The organism is Flavobacterium profundi (assembly GCF_006491645.1).
Classification (GTDB): Bacteria; Bacteroidota; Bacteroidia; order Flavobacteriales; family Flavobacteriaceae; genus Flavobacterium; species Flavobacterium profundi.
Genome location: NZ_VDCZ01000010.1, coordinates 43,375 through 65,915 on the forward strand (window position 1 = coordinate 43,375; position 22,541 = coordinate 65,915).

Annotated in this window: 24 protein-coding genes; 13 read left to right on the forward strand and 11 right to left on the reverse strand. The window is 31.2% G+C overall.

Going from position 1 to position 22,541, the window contains the following annotated elements:
• Positions 1 to 31: 31 nt before the first annotated feature.
• Complete coding sequence (locus tag FHG05_RS12900) at positions 32 to 1,024, forward strand: NAD-dependent epimerase/dehydratase family protein (RefSeq protein WP_140998452.1); 993 nt, start codon at positions 32 to 34, stop codon at positions 1,022 to 1,024.
• Here the strand turns inward: FHG05_RS12900 and FHG05_RS12905 are convergent.
• Genes FHG05_RS12905 through FHG05_RS12915 form a run of 3 tightly spaced genes read right to left on the reverse strand, consistent with a single transcriptional unit; the run spans position 978 to position 3,480 of the window.
• Entirely contained in the window at positions 978 to 1,409 is a 432-nt protein-coding gene (locus FHG05_RS12905; RefSeq protein ID WP_140998454.1) for a DUF4296 domain-containing protein, read from the reverse strand. The two genes, FHG05_RS12900 and FHG05_RS12905, sit on opposite strands and share 47 nt — an antisense overlap.
• A complete protein-coding gene (locus FHG05_RS12910; protein ID WP_140998456.1) occupies positions 1,406 to 2,755 on the reverse strand; it encodes a dihydroorotase in 1,350 nt (449 codons plus the stop codon). Before FHG05_RS12910 ends, FHG05_RS12905 begins: the two co-directional genes overlap by 4 nt.
• A complete protein-coding gene (locus FHG05_RS12915; RefSeq protein WP_140998457.1) occupies positions 2,755 to 3,480 on the reverse strand; it encodes a polyprenol monophosphomannose synthase in 726 nt (241 codons plus the stop codon). Before FHG05_RS12915 ends, FHG05_RS12910 begins: the two co-directional genes overlap by 1 nt.
• Before the next feature lie 104 nt (positions 3,481 to 3,584).
• Here FHG05_RS12915 and FHG05_RS12920 point away from each other — a divergent pair, with 104 nt between their 5' ends.
• A complete protein-coding gene (locus FHG05_RS12920) occupies positions 3,585 to 4,253 on the forward strand; it encodes a DUF4271 domain-containing protein (protein ID WP_140998459.1) in 669 nt (222 codons plus the stop codon).
• 10 nt (positions 4,254 to 4,263) lie between these two features.
• On the forward strand, positions 4,264 to 5,022 hold the full coding sequence (locus FHG05_RS12925; RefSeq protein WP_140998460.1) for a uroporphyrinogen-III synthase: 759 nt from the start codon (positions 4,264 to 4,266) through the stop codon (positions 5,020 to 5,022).
• Positions 5,023 to 5,103: 81 nt separating this feature from the next.
• Here FHG05_RS12925 and pckA read toward each other — a convergent pair whose 3' ends face one another.
• Together pckA and FHG05_RS12935 are read right to left on the reverse strand one after the other, a co-directional pair.
• A complete protein-coding gene (gene pckA / locus FHG05_RS12930; RefSeq protein ID WP_140998462.1) occupies positions 5,104 to 6,729 on the reverse strand; it encodes a phosphoenolpyruvate carboxykinase (ATP) in 1,626 nt (541 codons plus the stop codon).
• Positions 6,730 to 6,801: 72 nt separating this feature from the next.
• The gene (locus tag FHG05_RS12935) at positions 6,802 to 7,185 is read right to left on the reverse strand and encodes a DUF423 domain-containing protein (RefSeq protein ID WP_140998463.1); all 384 of its coding nucleotides are present in this window, start codon (positions 7,183 to 7,185) and stop codon (positions 6,802 to 6,804) included.
• A gap of 232 nt (positions 7,186 to 7,417) precedes the next feature.
• On the opposite strand from FHG05_RS12935, the gene FHG05_RS12940 reads away from it, so the two are divergent.
• Together FHG05_RS12940 and FHG05_RS12945 are read left to right on the forward strand one after the other, a co-directional pair.
• Entirely contained in the window at positions 7,418 to 8,788 is a 1,371-nt protein-coding gene (locus FHG05_RS12940) for a saccharopine dehydrogenase family protein (RefSeq protein ID WP_140998465.1), read from the forward strand.
• Between the two features lie 85 nt (positions 8,789 to 8,873).
• Positions 8,874 to 9,344, forward strand: coding sequence for an Lrp/AsnC family transcriptional regulator (locus FHG05_RS12945; RefSeq protein ID WP_140998466.1), 471 nt, complete (start codon positions 8,874 to 8,876; stop codon positions 9,342 to 9,344).
• Between the two features lie 77 nt (positions 9,345 to 9,421).
• Here the strand turns inward: FHG05_RS12945 and FHG05_RS12950 are convergent, their stop codons facing one another.
• The gene (locus FHG05_RS12950) at positions 9,422 to 10,120 is read right to left on the reverse strand and encodes a zinc metallopeptidase (RefSeq protein WP_140998468.1); all 699 of its coding nucleotides are present in this window, start codon (positions 10,118 to 10,120) and stop codon (positions 9,422 to 9,424) included.
• A 251-nt stretch (positions 10,121 to 10,371) separates the two neighbouring features.
• Here FHG05_RS12950 and FHG05_RS12955 point away from each other — a divergent pair, with 251 nt between their 5' ends.
• From FHG05_RS12955 to FHG05_RS12965, 3 genes are all read left to right on the forward strand, one after another.
• On the forward strand, positions 10,372 to 10,965 hold the full coding sequence (locus FHG05_RS12955) for a hypothetical protein (protein WP_140998469.1): 594 nt from the start codon (positions 10,372 to 10,374) through the stop codon (positions 10,963 to 10,965).
• 20 nt (positions 10,966 to 10,985) lie between these two features.
• Positions 10,986 to 11,381: an MmpS family transport accessory protein gene (locus tag FHG05_RS12960; RefSeq protein WP_140998471.1), complete on the forward strand. Its 396-nt coding sequence runs from the start codon at positions 10,986 to 10,988 to the stop codon at positions 11,379 to 11,381.
• Positions 11,382 to 11,464: 83 nt separating this feature from the next.
• Positions 11,465 to 11,698 carry a hypothetical protein gene (locus tag FHG05_RS12965; RefSeq protein ID WP_140998473.1) on the forward strand — a complete coding sequence of 78 codons (234 nt, stop codon included), beginning with the start codon at positions 11,465 to 11,467 and terminating at the stop codon, positions 11,696 to 11,698.
• A gap of 79 nt (positions 11,699 to 11,777) precedes the next feature.
• Here FHG05_RS12965 and FHG05_RS12970 read toward each other — a convergent pair whose 3' ends face one another.
• From FHG05_RS12970 to leuS, 3 genes are all read right to left on the reverse strand, one after another.
• Positions 11,778 to 12,191: a hypothetical protein gene (locus FHG05_RS12970; RefSeq protein WP_140998474.1), complete on the reverse strand. Its 414-nt coding sequence runs from the start codon at positions 12,189 to 12,191 to the stop codon at positions 11,778 to 11,780.
• 81 nt (positions 12,192 to 12,272) lie between these two features.
• Complete coding sequence (locus FHG05_RS12975) at positions 12,273 to 12,872, reverse strand: hypothetical protein (protein ID WP_140998475.1); 600 nt, start codon at positions 12,870 to 12,872, stop codon at positions 12,273 to 12,275.
• A gap of 226 nt (positions 12,873 to 13,098) precedes the next feature.
• Complete coding sequence (gene leuS / locus FHG05_RS12980) at positions 13,099 to 15,969, reverse strand: leucine--tRNA ligase (RefSeq protein WP_140998477.1); 2,871 nt, start codon at positions 15,967 to 15,969, stop codon at positions 13,099 to 13,101.
• Positions 15,970 to 16,124: 155 nt separating this feature from the next.
• Between leuS and FHG05_RS12985 the strand changes: the two genes are divergently transcribed.
• Positions 16,125 to 17,000 (forward strand): cell division protein FtsX, encoded by an 876-nt coding sequence (locus FHG05_RS12985; RefSeq protein ID WP_140998479.1) that lies wholly within the window; start codon positions 16,125 to 16,127, stop codon positions 16,998 to 17,000.
• A gap of 54 nt (positions 17,001 to 17,054) precedes the next feature.
• A complete protein-coding gene (locus FHG05_RS12990) occupies positions 17,055 to 17,303 on the forward strand; it encodes a DUF3098 domain-containing protein (protein WP_140998481.1) in 249 nt (82 codons plus the stop codon).
• Positions 17,304 to 17,864: 561 nt separating this feature from the next.
• On the opposite strand, the gene FHG05_RS12995 is transcribed toward FHG05_RS12990, so the two are convergent.
• Positions 17,865 to 18,482: a response regulator gene (locus FHG05_RS12995; protein ID WP_140998482.1), complete on the reverse strand. Its 618-nt coding sequence runs from the start codon at positions 18,480 to 18,482 to the stop codon at positions 17,865 to 17,867.
• Positions 18,483 to 20,351 carry a tetratricopeptide repeat-containing sensor histidine kinase gene (locus FHG05_RS13000; RefSeq protein ID WP_140998484.1) on the reverse strand — a complete coding sequence of 623 codons (1,869 nt, stop codon included), beginning with the start codon at positions 20,349 to 20,351 and terminating at the stop codon, positions 18,483 to 18,485.
• 95 nt (positions 20,352 to 20,446) lie between these two features.
• On the opposite strand from FHG05_RS13000, the gene FHG05_RS13005 reads away from it, so the two are divergent.
• The 3 genes from FHG05_RS13005 to FHG05_RS13015 are packed head-to-tail and all read left to right on the forward strand — an operon-like array spanning position 20,447 to position 22,480.
• Positions 20,447 to 21,232: an undecaprenyl-diphosphate phosphatase gene (locus tag FHG05_RS13005; RefSeq protein ID WP_140998486.1), complete on the forward strand. Its 786-nt coding sequence runs from the start codon at positions 20,447 to 20,449 to the stop codon at positions 21,230 to 21,232.
• Positions 21,232 to 21,930 (forward strand): tRNA pseudouridine(55) synthase TruB, encoded by a 699-nt coding sequence (gene truB / locus FHG05_RS13010; RefSeq protein WP_140998487.1) that lies wholly within the window; start codon positions 21,232 to 21,234, stop codon positions 21,928 to 21,930. The genes FHG05_RS13005 and truB overlap by 1 nt, the downstream gene beginning before the upstream one ends.
• Entirely contained in the window at positions 21,920 to 22,480 is a 561-nt protein-coding gene (locus FHG05_RS13015; RefSeq protein ID WP_140998489.1) for a hypothetical protein, read from the forward strand. The genes truB and FHG05_RS13015 overlap by 11 nt, the downstream gene beginning before the upstream one ends.
• Positions 22,481 to 22,541: the final 61 nt, after the last annotated feature.

Sequence of the window (22,541 nt, forward strand, 5' to 3'; positions counted from 1 at the left end):
AAAAGTCAAACAATCTCTTTATATTTACCCTATGATTCTAGTTACAGGTGCAACGGGCTTAGTAGGCTCTCATTTATTACTTCAACTGCTTTCAAAAAATGAAACAGTAAAAGCGTTATACCGAGATAAAAGTAAAATTGAAACGGTTAAACAACTCTTTCTATCCAAAAACCAAATAGTACTCTTCGAACAAATTAATTGGATTAAGGGTGATATAACTGATATTCCATCTCTTGAAAAAGCTTTTGAAAATATAACTTCAGTTTATCATTGTGCCGCATTAATATCGTTTGACCCAAAAGATGAAGAAGATCTTCGTAAAATTAATATTGAGGGTACTGCCAATGTAATTAACTGTTGTATTGACAAAAAAGTAAACCAACTTTGTTACGTAAGTTCGATAGCCGCGTTAGGAGATGCAAAAGAAAATGAATTCCTCATTACTGAAGAAACCGAGTGGAATCCAGAAAAACTGCATAGTGATTACGCTATTTCCAAATATGGTGCTGAAATGGAAGTTTGGAGAGGACAACAAGAAGGCTTAAATTGTATCGTGGTAAATCCGGGAATTATTTTTGGTAGCGGTTTTCCAGAACAAGAAAGCAATCGTTTTTTTGCTGCAGTAAAAAAAGGCATTTCTTTTTTTACAAAAGGAAAAATCGGAATAATTGCTGTTGAAGATGTGGTTTCAATTATGTATTCGTTAATGATGCAAAAACAATTTAACCAACGTTTTATTCTTGTAGCAGAAAATACAACCTTTGAACAACTTTTGTTTTGGATTGCAGATGCGATGCAAGTAAAAAAACCATTTATTCACGCTAATAAAACTCTTACAAACTTAGCTTGGAAAATGGATTGGTTGATTTCAAAACTAACCGGAAGAAAAAGAAAGTTTACAAAACTTACAGCTATTGCTTCTCATAATAAAAAAGAATACAGCAATGCTAAAATTAATTCGGTTTTGAACTATTCTTTTATTGAGATGAAAGACTATCTAATTCCTTTATCGAAGGCTTATTAAATTCTCTTTTTTTATCGGTTGATTTTTCAGGTACATTACGATTTTCTTGAGCAATTAAAGTATCCAATTCGGTTTTTCTTTGCTGTAAACGATCGGATACCTTTTTATACATCCTTTTATATTTTTTAAAATCTGCAGCATAATACCTTTGATTTTGATAATACGTTGTACTGTCTAAATCGTACTTTGTATAAATATAATTTTTAATTCGTATTTTGTTTTCTGTTAGTTTATTTGGCAAATAAGCTTCAGAAGCCTGTAATAATGCTGTATCATATAAAATATCCACCATTGTTTCTTCAGACAACAAACGGTCTGGTTTAGGCACAGGATTTTCTGCACATGAAAACAAAACTAAAAAAGCTAATACCACTATTCTTTTCATTTTACTTCTCTTTCAAATAACAATCTTTTCCCCACTTTAATTTCCTTATTCCGTCCATTTGCATAAACCAATCGCCCATTTACAAAAGTATGTGTAACTCTAGATTTAAAAGTAGCACCCTCAAATGGAGACCAACCACAATGGTATAAAATATTTTCTTTTTTTACATTCCAAGGCAAGTGCGGATTAACAATTGCTAAATCTGCATAATACCCTTCTTTAATAAAACCTCTTTTTTCAATCTTGAAAATTTTAGCAGGATTATGACACATTTTCTCTACAATTTTTTCTACTGAAATTTTACCTTTATGAAAAGCTTCAAACATAGCAACGACAGCATGTTGCACTAAAGGTCCTCCTGAAGGACAAGTCGTGTAAGGATTGATTTTTTCTTCTAAAGTATGTGGCGCATGATCCGTAGCTATTACATCAATTTTATCATCCAATAAAGCATACCATAAAGCTTCTCTATCTTCTTTTGTTTTTACCGCTGGATTCCATTTAATCAAGGAACCCTTTGTCTCATAATCTTCATCACTAAACCATAAATGATGCACACAAACTTCAGCAGTAATTTGTTTTTGTTCTAATGGAATTTTATTTGTAAATAATTCCATTTCTTTTGCGGTTGACAAATGAAAAACATGCAATCTTGCACCTGTTTTTTTTGCCAACTCAATCGCTTTTGAAGAAGAAATATAACACGCTTCTGCACTTCTTATTAATGGATGATATTGCATTGGAATATCCTCTCCAAATTCTTCTTTATATTTTTCTAAATTAGCTTTAATTGTTCCTTCATCTTCACAATGAACCGCAATTAGCATTTTTGTAGAAGAAAAAATCTTTTCTAACACATCTTGTTTATCAACCAACATATTTCCGGTAGAAGAACCTAAAAACAGCTTAATTCCAGCCACATTTCTAGGATTGGTTTTTAATACTTCTTCTAAATTATCATTGGTACCACCCATCATAAAAGAATAGTTCGCATAAGAAGTAGCTGCAGCTATTTCATATTTTTGTTCTAAGAGTTCTTGAGTAACTGCATTGGGTACAGTATTTGGCTGTTCGATAAAAGACGTTATTCCTCCTGCAACAGCTGCTCTACTCTCCGATTCAATATTTCCTTTGTGGGTTAATCCTGGCTCTCTAAAATGCACTTGATCATCTATAGCTCCAGGTATTAAATAACTTCCTTCAGCATCAATAATAATACAATCTGAAGATTTTAAACTGATTTGTTCTGCAATTTCTTTGATGAATTCATTTTCAATTAATACATCTCCTTCAAAGACCACACCTTCATTTACAATTTTAGCATTTTTAATTAAAAAGGTACTCATTATAGTTGGTTAAAAATTTTTCTTATTCGTAATAAAACAACTCCAAAAACAGCTTCTCTTATAATAGATCCGCTCATTTTAGATTGCCCTTTAGTTCTATCAGTAAAAATAATAGGTACTTCTACTATTTTAAATTTTTGGACATAAGCCCTGTATTTCATTTCTATTTGAAACGCATAACCTATGAATTTTATTCTATCTAAATTAATTTTTTCCAAAACATTTTTTTTGTAACAAATAAAACCCGCCGTAGCATCATGAATTTTCATTCCTGTAATTAATTTCACATATACAGAAGCAAAATAAGACATTAGTACTCGATTTAATGGCCAATTTACCACATTAACACCAGTTGAATAACGAGACCCAATGGCAACATCAGCCTGTTGCTTCTCACAAGCAAATAATAAACGTTCTAAATCTTGAGGGTTATGAGAAAAATCGGCATCCATTTCAAAAATATATTCATACCCTTGTAATAAAGCCCATTTAAAACCATGAACATAAGCCGTTCCTAAACCCGATTTCTTAGTTCTTACGGATAGAAAAAGCTTATCTTTATATTGATGTTGTAATTCTTCAACTCTTTTTGATGTTCCATCTGGTGAATTATCGTCTACAATTAAAATATGAAATTCAGTTTGCAAAGAAAATACTGCCTGTATGATTTGATCAATATTTTCTATTTCATTGTATGTTGGTATTACTACTATTGCCTTCAACATCCCTTAAATTAATTTTCGATTACAAAAATAAACTATTTATTAAGTTTATCTCTTAATAAATTTATAATAATTATTTGTAGTTAATTTTTGTAAATTTGCCACAAATGATAGCAATTCAATTTCACGAAAGAGTGATTCACTTTAAGGACTGGGCAACAATTTTATTTGTCCTAAGCTTTCTTGTTATTGGTGTAAACAAAAATGTTTTTCAAGCTCGTTTTACCGAGTTTATCAAATTAGCAGTTTCTGACAAGTATACTAAAATTTATAAAGATACCAGTAATTTAAGAAGTGGTTTTACGATTTCTATGTTTTTTATTCAACTGGTTTCTTTAACTTTTTTCATCCTTTTATATTTGAAACAATTTCAATATTCCAAAGCTCCTGAAGGTATCCTTTTTTTACAAATTTTTACTTTTCTAGCCGTTTTTATTTTATCGAAATATTTAATTGAAAAAATTATCGCTACCACATTTAAAATTGAAGAATTTAACGAACAATTCAATTTATTAAAAGTAAGTTACAGAACCTATTTTGGTTTTTTACTTTTACCTGTAAACATTATTCTTTTTTACAATCCTGAATGGAATAAAAACTGGTTATATTACATCATTATTATTATTCTCTTTTTAGCCAATTTAACGACCTACATTGTTGCTTTAAAAATCTATCAAAATTTAGTATTACGTAAAATATTTTATTTTATTTTATATCTTTGCACCCTTGAAATAGCACCTTACTATTTTATCTATTATTTTATTACAAAAAATTAGAACAAAGCGTATGTCAAATTTAAAAGTGAAAACAATTTTGGTTTCACAACCAGAGCCTAAAGTAGAGAATTCTCCCTATTTTGAGTTACAAAACAAACTTAAAGTTAAAGTTGACTTCAGACCTTTTATCCACGTAGAAGGAGTTCCTGCCAAAGAAATAAGAGCACAAAAAATAGATTTAAACAATTTTACTGCGATTATTTTAACAAGTAGAAATTCTGTTGATCATTTTTTTAGAGTTGCTGAAGAAATGCGCTTTAAAGTTCCTGAAGATATGAGGTACTTTTGTCAATCGGAAGCAGTCGCTTTTTACTTACAACGTTATGTAGTGTATCGAAAAAGGAAAATTTATGTGGGACAAAAAGATTTTGTCGATTTAGCACCACTAATTAAAAAATACAAAGACGAAAAGTTTTTATTACCTGCTTCTGATCAATTAAATTATGACATCCCTCAAACTTTAGATAGTTTGAAAATATCATGGACACCAGCTATTTTTTACAGAACAGTTATGAGTGACTTATCTGATTTGAAAGATGTATATTATGATGTTTTGGCTTTTTTTAGTCCAACAGGAATTAAGTCTCTTTTTAAAAATTTTCCAGATTTCAAACAAAACAACACTAGAATTGCAGTTTTTGGAACAACCACACAAAAAGAAGCAATTGATAGCGGTTTACGAGTTGATATTATGGCTCCATCACCAGGAACACCTTCAATGACTGGAGCATTAGAAAAATATATAATTGAAGCAAACAAAGGAAAATAATAATAAACATTTTTATTATAAAAACATAAAAAAGGGTTCTAAAATAATTTAGAACCCTTTTTAGTTAGTATTTGATATTTTCTATAAAGTAGGGCCTGCATTTACTAATTGCTTTCCTTCCTCATTATCTGTATATTGCTCAAAGTTTTTAACAAATCTAGAAGCTAAATCCTTAGCTTTCACTTCCCATTTAGAAACATCTTCATACGTTTCTCTTGGATCTAAAATAGACGAATCTACATCATGCAAAGCAACAGGAACGTTAAAATTGAATACTGGAATAACTTTAGTTTCCGCTTTTTCGATTGAACCGTCTAAAATAGCATCTATAATCGCACGAGTATCTTTTATAGAAATCCTTTTACCAGTTCCATTCCATCCTGTGTTAACCATATAAGCAGTAGCATTGTGCTCCTCCATTTTCTTAACCAATTCTTCACCATATTTAGTAGGGTGCAAAGATAAAAATGCTTTCCCAAAACAAGCTGAAAAAGTAGGTTGTGGTTCTGTAACTCCTCTCTCAGTTCCTGCTAATTTAGCCGTAAAACCAGATAAGAAGTAATACTTTGTTTGTTCAGGTGTTAATTTAGATACTGGAGGCATTACCCCAAAAGCATCAGCCGTAAGAAAAATTACCTTTGTAGCATGACCCGCTTTAGACACTGGTTTAACTATATTCTCTATATGTTCAATTGGATAAGATACGCGCGTATTTTGAGTTACTGATCCATCAGCAAAATCAATTTTACCATTTGCATCTAAGGTTACATTCTCTAATAAAGCATTTTTCTTAATCGCTTTAAAAATATCTGGTTCGTTTGCTGCACTTAAATCAATGGTTTTTGCATAACAACCTCCTTCAAAATTAAAGACACCATCATTATCCCACCCATGCTCATCATCACCAATTAATTCTCTCTTAGGATCTGTTGAAAGTGTCGTTTTACCTGTTCCAGACAAACCAAAGAAAACAGCTACATCACCATCTTTCCCTTTATTTGCAGAACAGTGCATGGAAGCAATTCCTTGAAGTGGCAAATAGTAATTCATCATGGAGAACATTCCTTTCTTCATTTCTCCACCATACCATGTACCTCCAATTAACTGAATTTTTTCAGTTAGATTAAAAGCCACGTATACTTCAGAATTTAAATTATGTTGTTCAAAATCTTTAAAAGAAGCTTTTGACGCATTCATTACAATAAAATCGGGCTCACCAAAATTTTCTAATTCAGCTTCTGTAGGTCGGATAAACATATTTTTAACAAAATGTGCTTGCCAAGCCACTTCCATGATAAAACGCACTTTTAAACGCGTATCTTCATTAGCACCACAAAATGCATCAACTACATATAATTTTTTTCCTGATAACTGATTTACTGTGGTCTCTTTAAGCGCATTCCAAGTCTCAGTAGAAATAGGCTTATTATCATTTACCGCTTTATCGGAAGTCCACCAAATAGAATCTTTGGTTACCTCATCTTTTACAATATACTTGTCTTTTGGAGATCGGCCTGTAAATTCTCCTGTCATAACATTCACTGCTCCAAGTTCTGACAATTGACCTCTTTCAAATCCTTTTAAATCTTCACTTAATTCTTCTTGGTATAAAAACTCATACGAAGGATTGTAAATAATTTGTGAAGCGTTTCTAATTCCATATTTTTCCAACGAAATCGTTTTCGTAATTTGGGCGTAGCTATTCATAAAAAATGAGTTATGTTGTATGTTTTTAAAGTGCAAAATTATAAATTTAATTTTAGAAAGAAGAACGAATTGTTATTTTTTAGCGAAAACACAATAAAAAACATATAACCATGAAGCAATTAGCAACAAACCTCCTATAGGTGTTAAGGGGCCAATAAGCTTTGTTTTTAATGCCGTTAAACTAGCCGTCGAGAGCAGGTAAATTGACCCAGAAAATAAAGTTATTCCTATTACAACTAAATACAAAACTATTCCTTTTTCTTTTGACGTTACAATCGCATTGTTTGCTACAAACAGTAAAAATAAGGCATGGTAAATTTGATATCGCACGCCTACTTCAAAAGTATTCAATTGATCTACAGTGAGCACTTTCTTTAAACCATGAGCACCAAAAGCACCTAACATGATTGCTATTGCGCCCATTATTAGCGCAATTAAAAGAATTTTTTTATCCATATCTTTTTTTAGTAAAAATAGTAACTAATACAGAAATTACAATTTAAAAAAAAATTAAATAAAATAAATAGACAATTAAAACTAAACTCATCAAATTAGAATTCAATTTTATTTATTCTCATCTTAAAACTTAAAATGTTAAATCTTATCTATTTTTAAATATATTTGAAACTAAAATTTTTATAAATATAACATTTTGCTATCTTCGTGTGATATTTTTGTAAAATTAGTCATGAGAAACATATTAGTTATTGGTGCGGGAAGAAGTGCATCGTCACTTATTAAATATTTATTAGAAAAGTCTGAACAAGAGAAATTACACATAACTATTGCTGATTTATCTCTTGAATTAGCACAAAGAAAAACCCAGAATCATCCTAATGCAAGACCTATTGCTTTTGACATATTGGATGCGGAACAACGAAAAACTGAAATTCAAAAATCCGATATTGTAGTATCAATGCTTCCCGCTTTCATGCATATAGAGGTTGCCAAAGACTGCTTATTCTACAACAAACATATGGTTACTGCGTCTTACATTAGTCCTGCTATGCAAGAATTAGACAAAGAAGCTAAAGAAAAAGGATTGGTTTTCATGAATGAAATTGGACTTGATCCTGGAATTGATCATATGAGTGCCATGAAAGTGATTGATCAAATTAGAGAAAGAGGCGGAAAAATAATTTTATTTGAGTCTTTTTGTGGTGGATTAGTAGCCCCAGAAAGCGATACCAATTTATGGAATTACAAATTTACTTGGAATCCGAGAAATGTAGTATTAGCTGGTCAAGGTGGTGCTGCCAAATTTATTCAAGAAGGCACCTATAAATACATTCCATATAATAAATTATTTAGAAGAACTGAATTTCTAGAAGTAGAAGGTTTTGGAAGATTTGAGGCTTATGCGAACCGAGATTCATTAAAATATAGAGAAGTATATGGTTTAGAAAACGCATTAACTGTCTATAGAGGTACCATTCGAAGAGTAGGCTATTCTCGAGCATGGGATATTTTAGTGCAATTAGGGATGACTGATGATTCCTATACTATTGATAATTCCGAAGAAATGACCTATAGAGAATTTACAAATTCCTTCCTTCCCTATCATCCAACAGATACTGTTGAAATTAAATTGAGACATGCACAAAAAATAGATCAAGATGATATTATTTGGGATAAATTACTTGAATTGGATTTGTTCAATGGGACTAAAAAAGTGGGTTTAAAAAATGCTACTCCTGCTCAAATACTTGAGAAAATACTTTCTGAAAAATGGACCTTAGAACCTCAAGACAAAGATATGATAGTTATGTATCATAAATTTGGATACGAATTAAACGGAAATCAACATCAAATTGACGCAACGATGGTTTGCATAGGAGATGATCAAACCTATACGGCTATGGCTAAAACAGTAGGTTTACCTGTAGCCATTGCAACAGTAAAAATATTAAATGGCGAAATTACTACAGCTGGTGTACAACTGCCTATTTCTAAAGAAATTTACACTCCTATTCTTAACGAATTAGAAGAGTATGGAGTGATTTTCAAAGAAATTGAAGTAGATTACTTGGGTTACAATCCATTAAATGTGAGCAGCTAATAAAAGTAACGATTTAAAATAAAAATCTACATTTTATTTACTAAATTAGTGCATTTACAAACTATTACTTACAAACAAAACAAACATGAAGATTAATCAATTACAAATTGAAATTGATGGTATTGACAAAGAGATTTTACGCGATTTAATGGAAGACGCCAGAAAACCTATTTTACAAATTGCAAAAAAAATTGGTATATCTGGAGCAGCCATCCATCAAAGACTTAGAAAACTAGAACAAGCTGGTGTGATATCAGGATCCAAATTCACAGTAGATATTAAGGTGTTAGGCTATTCTACAATGGCTTTTGTAGGTGTTTATTTAGAAAAAGCTTCTAGCAATTCTGACGCAGTAAGAGAATTGAGAAAAATACCTGAAGTTCTAGAATGTCATTATACAACAGGAAACTGGAGTATTTTAATTAAAATTATTTGTAAAGATAACGAACACCTAATGCAGTTATTAAATAAAAAAATTCAGGCAATTAAAGGAGTTTCTAGAACTGAAACTTTTATTTCTCTAGAACAACAAATAGACCGACAAATACAGCTTTAAATCCGCATAATTAAGAAAATAAAAACCCTATTTCAATACTGATTTAGGGTTTTTACTTTTATAAATATTTTTCTTTTTTAGTCTCTAGAGCCCAATATTCTATACGCCCAATATAAAAGCGACGCTAACGCTCCAAGTGCAGCTACCACATAAGTTCTTGCTGCCCACTTTAAAGAATCTTCTGCGCCAGCATATTCTTGTTGGGTTAACATATTCTTATTTTTTAACCAACTTAAAGCTCTGTTACTTGCGTCGTATTCAACAGGCAATGTAATAAAACTGAACGTAGTTGCTATTGCCATTAAAATTAAACCGGCCACAGCTACATAAAAACCTATACTTGTTTTCGAAGCAAATCCTAAAATCAACCCTCCCATAATTAACCATTGCGATAAACTAGAAGAGACATTTACGACAGGAACCATTTTAGAACGCATGGTTAACCAACTGTAAGCTTGAGCATGTTGAACAGCATGACCACATTCATGAGCAGCCACGGCTGCAGCCGCAGCATTTCTTTGGTTATAAACTGCTTCACTTAAATTCACCGTTTTATTCATAGGATTATAGTGATCAGTTAACTGACCTGGTGTTGAAATTACTTTTACATCATAAATTCCATTATCAGACAACATTTTTTCAGCAATTTCAGCTCCACTCATCCCATTACGTAAATGCACCTTAGAATAGTAGGCAAATTTGCTTTTTAATCGCGCACTAACCAACCAACTAAAAAGGGCAATTCCTCCAATTAATATTAAATAAGTAAAATCCATATTTCAATCTTTTTTAAACTTTAAAACATGGATTAAACAGCAAAATACATTCCATTTTTAAAAAATGACACTTTGACATTATTGGCTCTCATAATCAACGCATTCGTTTTGATTAATCTTACTATAATTTAAAAATTAAAGGACTGCATTTTATAAAAGCTATGGGAATTCATTTTTTAGACATAAAAAAACAATTGAATTTTACAACGTCATAAGCATCAAAAATAATTCAAATTTAAAATCAAATCATCATGAAACATTTATTCTTTATAAGTATCGTATTTTGCTTTTTGAATTGCAATCCAATAAAAAATGCAGATCGATTAGCCGAAAAAAATAAAAAAACAATAATATATCCCGAATTCAATTTCAGCACTGAAGTTGCAAAAAAACAATTGGAAAAAGGAGATGGATTAATTAAAGGCTTATTATATAAATCTACCAATAAGTTATCTGTTACTGGAGCAAAATCTTTTGGAAGAGGGATAAAAGTAGATTTATATCCTGTTACGGATTATTTTATGGCTTGGTATCAATTAAGAGAAAAGAAGGAAAACAAAAAAACGGTTGTTTACTTATCTGATGAAGCCTATGCCATGCGATTGGAAACCTATACAGATGATTACGGCCGTTTTGAATTCAAGGAAATGAAACCAGGGAAATATTTCTTACAAGCCTTCATGTCTACTTCCAAAACCTATTCTAGAGATGTAGTCGTTGGAACAAACTCCTATGGAACTCAATTTTACCAAAAAGAAAATTACAATGTGGTAGACCATCATCGCGTTGAAAAATTTGTAGAAATTTCCAAATCAGGTGACATTATTGAAGTAAAATTAAATTAAACTAATCTAAAACTATAAAAATGAACAAAATCCTAAGAAACTTTATCTTTCTTTTTAGCTTCATCACTATTTCGTGTAGTAAAGATGATTCGCCATCTTCGAGTTCAAAAAGTATAAAATATGAACTTAGCGGCACTTATTCAGGCACCTTAATCGTAGTATATACAAATCCAGATGGTATTAACCAAATTGAAGACAACATCAGCTTACCTTGGTTAAAAGAAATTACACTTACTAATCCAAGCGCTACAACTGCGATAGTTTTAACCGCAGGCTCGGAAGTAAGTGGAGCTGGACAGGCTAATGAAATAGTCACTGGAAAAATCTTTATTGGTTCATATCTTAAAAAAACAGCTACTGTCAATACCACTAGCATTGGCTATGCCAGTTTAGACATTGCTACTTTATACGAATAAAAAACTCCAATAAATTATAAACAAAAGTCAAAAACGCAATTGACTAAAATGGTTTGCGTACCTAAATTTTAAAACAAATAATCATGGAAAATTTCAAAAAATTCGCATTAACAAATGAAGAAGGCTCAACAATTAAAGGTTCTGGAAGAGTATCATACAGTACTTCTGTAGATAATGGTGATGGTACCACCACAATAACCTATGTAAGTTTTGTTGATACAAATGGGAATTACACTTGGGACGCAGGTGAAGATGGAAGTACTGCTGTAGTAATTTGCCCAAAAGGAACAAGACAAATCACGAACCAACAACTTTAAAAAAAATAATAGTTCATAATTGAAACTATTATAATTTGTTTTGTTAAAAATGGGGCTTTTGGCCCCATTTTTCATATTCTTAATTCGTTGGTGATTGTGTTTTATTCACGTCCATTACAGGTAATAATCCATTAGACGGCACATAAATAATTTGTGGCAAATCGCCTTTATCAGCTAATTTTTCCAAGGTACGAATGAACAAATATTGATTGTAGGTTTCACTCAACGTTCCATTTTCTACGCGCATCGCTTCTGCCATCCCTTTTGCTCTTTCAATTTCTGCTTGCGCATTCAATTTCTCCGCTTCTAATTTGGCTTTCGCTTCTTCCACCAAAATTCTTCGGTTTTGTTCTGCTTTTGCCATTTCCGCTTTTCCAGCCATTTCTTGTTGCCAAACGTTATATCTTGGTAAACCAAACATTAATAAGGCTACGAAAAGAAGTATAAAAAATAAAGCTCCGACAATTACTTTTCCTGCATTTCTTTTTTCCATTTTTTTAAAGTTTTTAGTTACTTATTATACGCAAAAAATGAAAAATGTTACAAAAAAAGGATGAAAGCAACTTCGGAAATTTTAAGAAACGTTTTTTAGTTCTTTGTTTTTCTTGGCTTCTTCAAATAATTGTCTTCGTAAACTTTGTTCTCTTTCGATACAAACTCTTCGGTAGGATTCATATTCTTCTTCTAAATCCTTTAATACTGTTTTAGAATGACTGGTTACTGCATTAGCCGTTTTAAATTTGTAAAATAAAATACCCGCCACTGCAAGTGTACCTAAAAATAAGGTCCACATCGTAACCGAATAACTATCTTTACTAACTAACATTCCTAAAAAAGAAATGCTTGCCTTCTCTTCTGTCAAAACGGCATTATTCTGCTTTAATTCCTGAATTTCATTTTGAAGCAACAAAATACTTTTTTTATTTTCAGCAATTTCTTTATTTAATGTATTTTGAATTTGCTCTTGTTCTTTAATAAAAGCGTTTAAACTGTTTTGAAAACCATAAATAGCATTTTTTTCGATTACTTTGTAGTTTTGGTAACTGGAAGATTTAGTAATTAAAGTGTTTAAATCAGTTGCAATTTTTGGTTCGTTTTCCTGTGCAACAGACACAGACAAGGAAGCACTAAAACACAATAGTGCTACCATCATTTTTTTAGATAGTTTAGTCATGATAGATTGGTTTGATAATTTAAAAAGGGCATATTTCTACTTCAAGAAATAAATCCTTTATTGTTTGTTTATTACAATAAATGAAAAAAAAATGAATTTATTGTGTAAAAATCTAATTTTAAGGTTTTTTTTAGATATTTCATGCCTTTTTATAAGAATTTTCAATAAAAAAATCCCAAACAGACATTTTTTGTCTATTTGGGATGTACTATAAAAGATAAAAAATCTATCCTACTAAATTGATAATTTTTCCTGGAACGATAATTACTTTATTAGGTGTTCTTCCTTGTAATTGATTTTGCGTTCTTTCATCTGCCATTACAATTTCTTCAATTTGTTCCTTGGTTAAATCCAATGGCAATTTCATCGTAAAACGCATTTTTCCATTAAAAGAAACCGGATATTCTTTTTCGCTTTCCACCAAATATTTTTCTTCAAAAATTGGAAACGGTACTTTCGCAATCGAACCAGCATAACCTAAAGCGCTCCATAATTCTTCTGCAATATGAGGTGCATAAGGAGACAACACAACTGCTAATGGTTCTAAAATAGCACGATGGTGACATTTTTGTTGGGCCAACTCATTCACGCATATCATAAATTGGGAAACCGAAGTATTGAAAGAAAAGTTCTCGATATCTTCTGTGGCTTTTTTAATCGTTTTATGCAGCGATTTGTACATTTCTGCTGTGGGTTCGTCATTGGTAACTATTAAACCATTGTCATCAAAATACAAACGCCATAATTTTTTAAGGAAACCATATACCCCTGTAATTCCGGCTGTATTCCATGGTTTTGCTTGTTCCAATGGTCCTAAGAACATTTCATACAAACGTAAGGTATCGGCACCATATTCTTCACAAATATCATCTGGATTGACAACGTTGTACCATCTTTTAGACATTTTTTCTACTTCTCGGCCAACAATATATCTACCATTTTCAGTTATGAATTCAGCAGTTTTAAATTCTGGAATCCAATTTCTTAGTTTGTCCAAATCAATCTCATCAGAAGCATTTACAATATTTACATCAACTCTAATTTCTTCTACTTCATAATCCGATTTTAGGTTTTTTGAGACATATTTATTTGTTCCTGATATACGATAAACAATTGCACTCATTCCCAAAATCATTCCTTGATTGATTAATTTTTTGAACGGTTCTTCAGTTGGTGCGAAACCTCTATCTTTTAAGAATTTGTTCCAAAAACGAGAATACAATAAATGTCCGGTTGCGTGCTCACTTCCTCCTATATATAAATCTACATTTTCCCAATACGCTAATGCTTCCTTACTTGCAAATTCATTTTCATTGTGTGCATCCATATAACGCATCCAATACCAAGACGAACCGGCCCAACCTGGCATGGTATTTAATTCTAGAGGGAAAACAGTTTTGTTCTCGTCTCTCGACTCCGCTCGAGATGACAAAAACTCATTACTGACAACCGAATTGGTTTTGGTATCCCAAGCCCAAACGGTTGCGTTTCCTAAAGGTGGTTGACCGTCTTCTGTAGGTAAATATTTTTCCACTTCGGGTAACACAATAGGTAAATGTTTCAAATCGATCATTTGTGGTAAACCATTTACGTAGTAAACAGGGAAAGGTTCGCCCCAATAACGTTGTCTTGAAAATACGGCATCACGCAAACGATAATTGGTTTTTCCTTTGCCTTGACCCATTTTTTCAAGAGCTTCAATTACTTTTTTCGTAGCTTCTTTATAACCTAAACCATTTAAGAAATCCGAATCCACTAATTCAAACCCTTCTTTCGCTCCAAAAGCGGCTTCCGAAATATCTTGATTGAAAATATTTTTAATTTCAGGCATACCTTTCGTGCCTTTAAAGAAATTGGCAAACGCATAATCGCGTTCGTCTCCGCAAGGAACCGCCATAACTGCACCTGTTCCATAACCTGCCAAAACATAATCTCCAATCCAAACCGGAATCGGTTCTTTAGTAAACGGATGTTCAGCATACGCACCTGTAAATACTCCAGAAATCGTTTTCACATCAGCCATACGCTCTCTTTCCGAACGCTTTGAAGTGGCTTCAATATAGGCTTCAACCGCTTCTTTTTGTTCTGGTGTTGTAATTTTAGCAACTAAATCGTGTTCTGGTGCTAAGGTCATAAACGTAACTCCAAAAATCGTATCAGGACGTGTGGTAAACACATCGATTTGAAGAGGCTTCTCGACTCCGCTCGAAGTGACATTAAAAGAAACCATTGCACCAACTGATTTTCCAATCCAGTTGCGTTGCGATTCTTTTAAAGATTCAGTCCAATCGATGGTTTCCAAACCTTGTAATAAGCGTTCGGCATACGCAGAAATACGCATGGACCACTGTGTCATTTTTTTACGGATAACAGGGTGACCGCCACGTTCTGAAACACCATTTACAATTTCGTCATTGGCCAAAACCGTTCCTAATGCGGGACACCAGTTTACTTCTGTTTCAGCTAAATAGGTTAATCGGTATTGCAATAGTATTCTTTGTTGCTGCTCTGACGAAAATGCGTTCCATTCGCTTGACGAAAAAACAGTAATCCCTTCATCACAAACCGCATTAACCGTAGCATTTCCTTCTTTTTCAAAAAGAGCAATTAAAGTGGCTATATCTTCTGCTTTATTGGTATCGTTATTGTACCACGAATTGAATAATTGGATAAAAATCCATTGCGTCCATTTGTAATAATCAGCATTTGAAGTGCGTACTTCTCTACTCCAGTCAAAAGAAAAACCGATTTTATCTAATTGTTCACGATAACGTGCAATATTTTCTTTGGTCGTTTTATCTGGATGTTGCCCCGTTTGAATCGCATATTGTTCTGCGGGTAAACCAAAAGAATCATATCCTTGTGGATGCAACACGTTAAAACCTTTATGTCTTTTATATCTTGCTACGATATCAGAAGCGATATATCCTAGTGGATGACCCACGTGTAAACCAGCGCCTGATGGATAAGGAAACATGTCTAATACATAATATTTTGGTTTTCCTGAGGCTTCAGTAGGGTTTTCTGCAGCGAAAGTTTGGTTGTCTGCCCAATATTTACGCCATTTGGCTTCGATTTCGTTATGAAAATATTTCATTTGTAAGTGTAAATTTTAAAATTTTAGAGTCCTTTTTTACTCCTTAAAAAAACAGCTACAAAAATACATTTTAAAATATTAAAGTTAAAACTTTGTTGTTATATTCTACATAAACAAAATTTCTTTACTATTTTTACCTCATATTTCTAAATTTTATGGCATCTTCATTTGAAAATTATAACAAAAGACGTTTAATTTCATCTTATTTTTCGGTTGTATTAAGTATTTTTTTAGTCCTTTTCTTGTTGGGAACTTTAGGGTTATTTGTAATCAATTCTAAAAAACTAACCAATGATTTTAAAGAAAACATTCCAATGACTGTTTTTTTTAAGAATGAAGCTAAGGACAGTGTTTTGAATGCATTTGATACGCAATTGAAAAATTCTAGATTTATCAAAGAATATGCTTTTGTTCATAAAGACAGTGCTGCCAAACATAATGTAGATATTGTAGGAAAAGATTTTATGTCTTTCCTAGGCTTTAATCCGTTGCAAAACTCCTTTGATATTAATTTAAAAGGTGAATATGTAGTAGCAGATAGCATTAAAAAAATTGAGCACGAGATTAAAAAAAATGAAATGGTTTCAGAAATCATTTATGACAAGCAATTGGTAGATTTAGTAAATGATAACATTAAAAAAATCAGTTTATGGATGCTTATTGCTATTGGTTTTTTAGCGGTGATTGCGATGCTTTTAATCAATAGTTCATTACGATTGTCTATTTATTCGCATCGATTTACCATTAAAACCATGCAAATGGTAGGCGCAACCAAATCGTTTATTAGAAAACCATTTATTTGGAGAAGTATTAAATTAGGATTAATTGGTTCTGGTTTAGCAATTTTGGCACTTTTTGGCTTGTTATATTATGTAGACCAATATTTGCCAAGTTTAAAACTATTAAAAGATTATACCTCTTTAACTATAGTATTCATGGGTGTATTACTTGTAGGGATTATTATTACTTCGATTAGTACCTTTTTTGCAACCCAACGCTTTTTAAATTTAAGAACAGACGATTTGTATTAGTTTGAATTCATTTAGAAAGCAAAATAAACGTATATTTAATAATAAATTATAGATATGAAAAACAAACACGAAGAAAATCAGCAAGAGTTTTTATTTGGTAAAACCAACTATACTTTTTTATTAATTGGTGTAGTCGTAATTGCTTTAGGATTTCTATTAATGAGTGGTGGTGGAAGTGAAGATCCGAACGTTTGGAATCCAGAAATTTTTAGCTTTAGAAGAATTCGTTTGGCACCAACAACAGTATTGATTGGCTTTGGAATTGTAATTTATTCTATTTTCAAGAAAGACAAAAACAACTAAAAAAGAAAACACCCTTAAATCAGCATAGGTGTTTAAAGGTGTTTCTTAATTTACAATTGCCCAATTGTTGTTGTTTGTTTCTTGTTTGTTTACTCACTTGTATTGACAAAGAAAGCGTTATTTTATAATCTTTATACCCCTTTTTTCAGGGGTGTTGTTGTTTTTTAAACTAATTTGTTATTAAAAGAAGAATGCTATAAAAAGAAAATACCCCTTTAAATAAGCATAGGCATTTAAAGAGGTATCACTTAATTTAATTTACAGTCGCCGAATTGTTGTTTGTTTATTTCTTGTTTGTTTATTCGTTTGTTAAAGCAAAGTAACCTCTTTTTTCACTACTAGAAACCCCTGAAAAAAGGGGTATTGTTTTTTTATCAAAAAACTCGCTTGTAAAAGAAAATACCCTTACATCAGGATAAGTGATTAAGGGTATTTCTTAATTTAATTTACAGTTGCCCAACTTTGTTTGTTTGTTGATTTGTTTTGTTATTGTTTGTGTTACAAAGAAAATACAAATCTTCAAACCATAAACCCCTGTAAAAAGGGGTCAACTTATTTTTTTTAAATCAAATTGATTTTCATTGCATATTTTATTAAGCCAACTACATTAGTTGCTCCTGTCTTATAAAGCAAATTTTTACGATAGCCTTCTACAGTATAATTAGAAATATTTAAAATTTCAGCAATTTCACTTGTTGTCTTTTCCTCTATAATAAGTTTCAAAACATCAATTTCTCTAGGTGTAATTTCATTGGATTTATCCGATTTTAATTTGAAATTTTTAATATAATCGTCATAAATATCGGTTTGAAAAAAAGAATCTCCTTGGACAATTTTTTGAATTCCGTTCAACAAATCGATACTAGAAACATTTTTATTTAAAAATCCATTTACACCTAATTGCATTAACTTGTGAATTGTAGATTGATTTGTTAAACTACTTAATACCAAAATTTTCACATCAATTCCTTTACTTTTTATAGTTTTAATTAAGAAAAACCCATCTTGATCGGGTAATTGTAAATCCGTGATTAATACATCTGGGGAAAATGTCGTTATAATTTGCAATGCTTTCTCTACAGATGACACTTCCATTACTTCGTATTTATTTCTTAAAACAGAAGCAATACTTTCTGCAAAAACTTTGTGGTCATCTACTATTAAGACTTTATGTAACATTTATATGGGTAATTTTATATCTAAAGTTGTTCCTTGATCTGAAGTAATGAGATAGAATTTTCCTTTTAGTGTTTCAATTCTTTTTTCAATATTTTTTAAACCAATTCCAGATTTTGAGCTGTTTTTTGAAAAACCTACACCATTATCTTTGATTATAAGAAAAATTTCTGATTCTGACTGAATAATATCCAATTGTATTTCAGAAGCATAAGCATGTTTTAAAATGTTGTTTATTGCTTCTTGAATAATTCTGTAAATATTCAATAGAATTGAATCGTCTAAGGTATTAATTTTTTCGTCTATTAATATATTTTTATGAATCTTTATTCCTTTTTTCTCTGGAATTAAACACAAACTATGAATCAATTGCGAAAATTCGATATCTAATATTTTATCTGAATTTAAATCGTGTGACCAATCTCGCACTTCATTATACAGTTTATCTATTTTGTCCACGACTGAATTAATAGCATTGGCATCCAAGACCTTCTCATTTGTTAACGCCACTTTTAAAGCTCCAATTTCATTTGCAATACCATCATGCAATTCTAAGGATAGTCGAGAACGTTCTTCTGATTTTGCTTTAATTTTTTCTTTTATAATTTCGGTACGTTGATTTTCCAACATCGATTTCAATTGTTCTTCATGAAGTAATTTTTGGTTGTTTCTAAGCTTCTTTTGTGTTTTTATTTTATTAAAATACACCCCTATTAAAGTTACTAATAACACCAAAAGAATCCCAAAACCAATTACAAATTGAGATTTAATTTTCTGCTCTTTTTGAATGATTTTTTCTTTTAAGGCTAATTCTTTTTTGTTTTCTCTCAATTGAAATCGAGATTCTAAATCACTTCCTAACTTTGCTTTTTCAACGTTAAAAATACTATCGTTAATCTTATTAAATAAAGCCAAGCTTTCATTTTCATTTAAAAAATCTCCCTGACTGGAATAGTAATCTTTATAAGCCAAATAAATATCTTTTAATACTAAAATATTTCCTTGATTAAATTCTAAAGCTTTATCTAAATTAAATTTGATTAAGCGTTCATTCTTTTCGATTCTTGCCAAATGAGACAAATTCAAATACGTACTCGACAATAAGCTTGAAAAGCCATTCTTTCGCTGATAATGCAACGATTCGTATAGACATTGATTGGAGTTTTCTATATCTCCTAATAAAAGGTATACATAACCTAATTTATTTAAAAACAAAGGATAATCATACACATCTTTTTCGTCAAAGAGTGCAAAACCTGTCAACAAATTTTCTTTCGCATTCAAGTAATCTCCTTTTTTAAGAGCCACTTCACTCTTTCGTAAATAATATTCTTGTTCGGAAGATTTACCTCGAATAAGACGGAAAGATTTATCTAAATATTCGTTTGCTTTTTCTAATTGCTTTTCTCTTAAAAACAAATCTCCCATTAACATATACATCAACCCTTTTTGTTGTGGAAATTGAGATTCGTTTATTTTAAGTAACGCTTGGGTTAACTCTTCAATTAATACATTGCTATCCACATAATTAATTCCCCATGTCGCATAATCAATAACCGATTGATAATAGGGTTCTTTTGCCAAGAAGTGTTCTTTTGAAAATTGCAATTGTTTTTGGTAAAAATAACGTGCCGAATCCACGTTACCAGAGTAATCGTGTATATAACCTAAATAACGATACGCAATAATTTTTTGATCATTTGTTTTAGCCAATTTATAAAGTTGATACGCCTCATTTTTTGCTTTTAAAGGTGCATTTATATATTGCGCAACAACTTTTTCTTTAATCAAATCAAATTCTGTATTGGAAGAATTTTGAGCAATTAAAGTTTGAAACATACAAACTAATAAAAAGGCAATCTTTCTTTTCATTTCAGTAATAGCTGAGTAATTTTAGTGAAATCAAACTTACTAAACTACAAAAAAACAACTAAAACTATTATAAAAAAACATATTTTTGTAAAATTATGAATACACTACAAGCAATTATACTTGCAATTATTGAAGGTATAACCGAATTTTTACCTGTATCTTCTACAGGCCACATGATTATTGCCTCTTCTTTTTTTGGTATCGCAGGGGACGATTTTACCAAACTTTTTACGATTGTCATTCAATTAGGAACTATACTTTCTGTTGTGGTTCTCTATTTCAAACGTTTTTTTCAAAGTATTAATTTTTATTACAAATTATTTGTAGCGTTTCTTCCAGCTGTAGTATTTGGTTTATTATTAAATGACATCATTGATAGTTTATTAGAAAACCCAATTGTAGTTGCCATTTCCTTAATTATAGGAGGCTTCATACTCTTAAAAGTAGATGATTGGTTTGGAAATTCTGAAAACACAGAAATATCCTATGTAACCGCATTAAAAATTGGTTTTTTTCAATGTTTAGCAATGATTCCTGGTGTTTCTAGAAGTGGAGCAAGTATTGTAGGTGGAATGAGTCAAAAGTTATCACGAACAGCCGCAGCTGAATTTTCATTTTTTCTAGCCATTCCAACTATGTTAGGTGCAACAGTTAAAAAATTATATGATTATTATAAAGCAGGATTTGAATTAACACAAGACCAAACCCAATTGTTACTTATTGGAAATGTAGTTGGCTTTATAGTAGCCTTAATCGCTATAACATCATTCATTGGCTACCTAACTAAGCATGGTTTTAAAGTATTTGGTTACTACCGAATAGTTGCTGGTATAGCAATACTAATTATTCATTTTTTTATTAAAGAATTAACTATTATATAATGACAGCTGAAGATTTCTTGAATGGTCAAATTCTATTAATCGACAAACCTTTAACTTGGTCTTCTTTTCAAGCGGTTAATAAATTGAAATACATTTTAAAAAAACGCTATGATTTGCCTAAAAAATTTAAAATTGGCCATGCAGGAACACTAGATCCACTTGCTTCTGGTTTATTGATTATTTGTACTGGTAAGTTTACCAAAAAAATAACCGAAATTCAATCTCAAGAAAAAGAATACACTGGTACAATTACCGTTGGAGCCACAACACCTTCTTATGATTTAGAAACGGATATTGACGCTACTTTCCCAATAGAACATATTACTGACGCTTTAATTAATGAGACTACCAATCAGTTTTTAGGCGAAATTGATCAAAAGCCACCTGTTTTTTCCGCAATTAAAAAAGACGGAAAACGTTTATATGAACATGCAAGAGCTGGAGAAGAAGTAGAAATTAAAGCCCGAAAAACCACTATCTATGAATTTGAAATTACACGCATTCAGCTTCCAGAAATCGACTTTAGAATCAAATGTAGTAAAGGAACTTACATAAGATCTATTGCATATGATTTTGGTATAGCTCTTCAATCTGGCGGACATTTAACGGCTTTGAGAAGAACAAAGATTGGTGATTACGATGTAAACAATGCGGTTGACCCTGTAAGTTTTGAAAAAAATATAGTACATGAAATTTAAAGCCTTATTTTTCATTGTTTTCGTGTACCAATTCAATTTTGGTCAAGTAGAAACTATTATTAATGAAAATCAAACCCCTACAGAAAAATTTACTTACACTCAATTTGATATTGCTGTTCCCTTAAAAGGAAACAAAAACAGAGGAGCCTATTATTCTGATGGATCACGAGATGATAATTGGTTTGTTCCAGACGGTTTAGGTGCCAAATTTGGTTATGGGGTTCACTATAAAAAATGGATTGGCTTAAGCGCAAATTCAGGTATCGATTTTTACGGAAGTTATAAATTAGTAACCGTTCCTGTATTTACAAATTTAAGAATCAGCCCAAGAATAGGTGACGAATCTAGGATAACCTTACAATATGGTATAGGAAAATCTTTTGCTGTTGGAAGAGGTCATTTACAAGGTAGTTATCAGAAAATTAGTATTGGGCTCGAATTTGAAGGTATCTGTTTGTTTATTGAAGGCAATAATCATGGATATACGGTTGGCAATTCTATAGATGAAGTCTATAGCATTAATCTTGGTTTTTGTTTGTTTAGTTTTTAATCCCACTTTTCTTTTAAAATAAGATAATAAAAAACGCTCTGTTTCTCACCCCTATTTATGG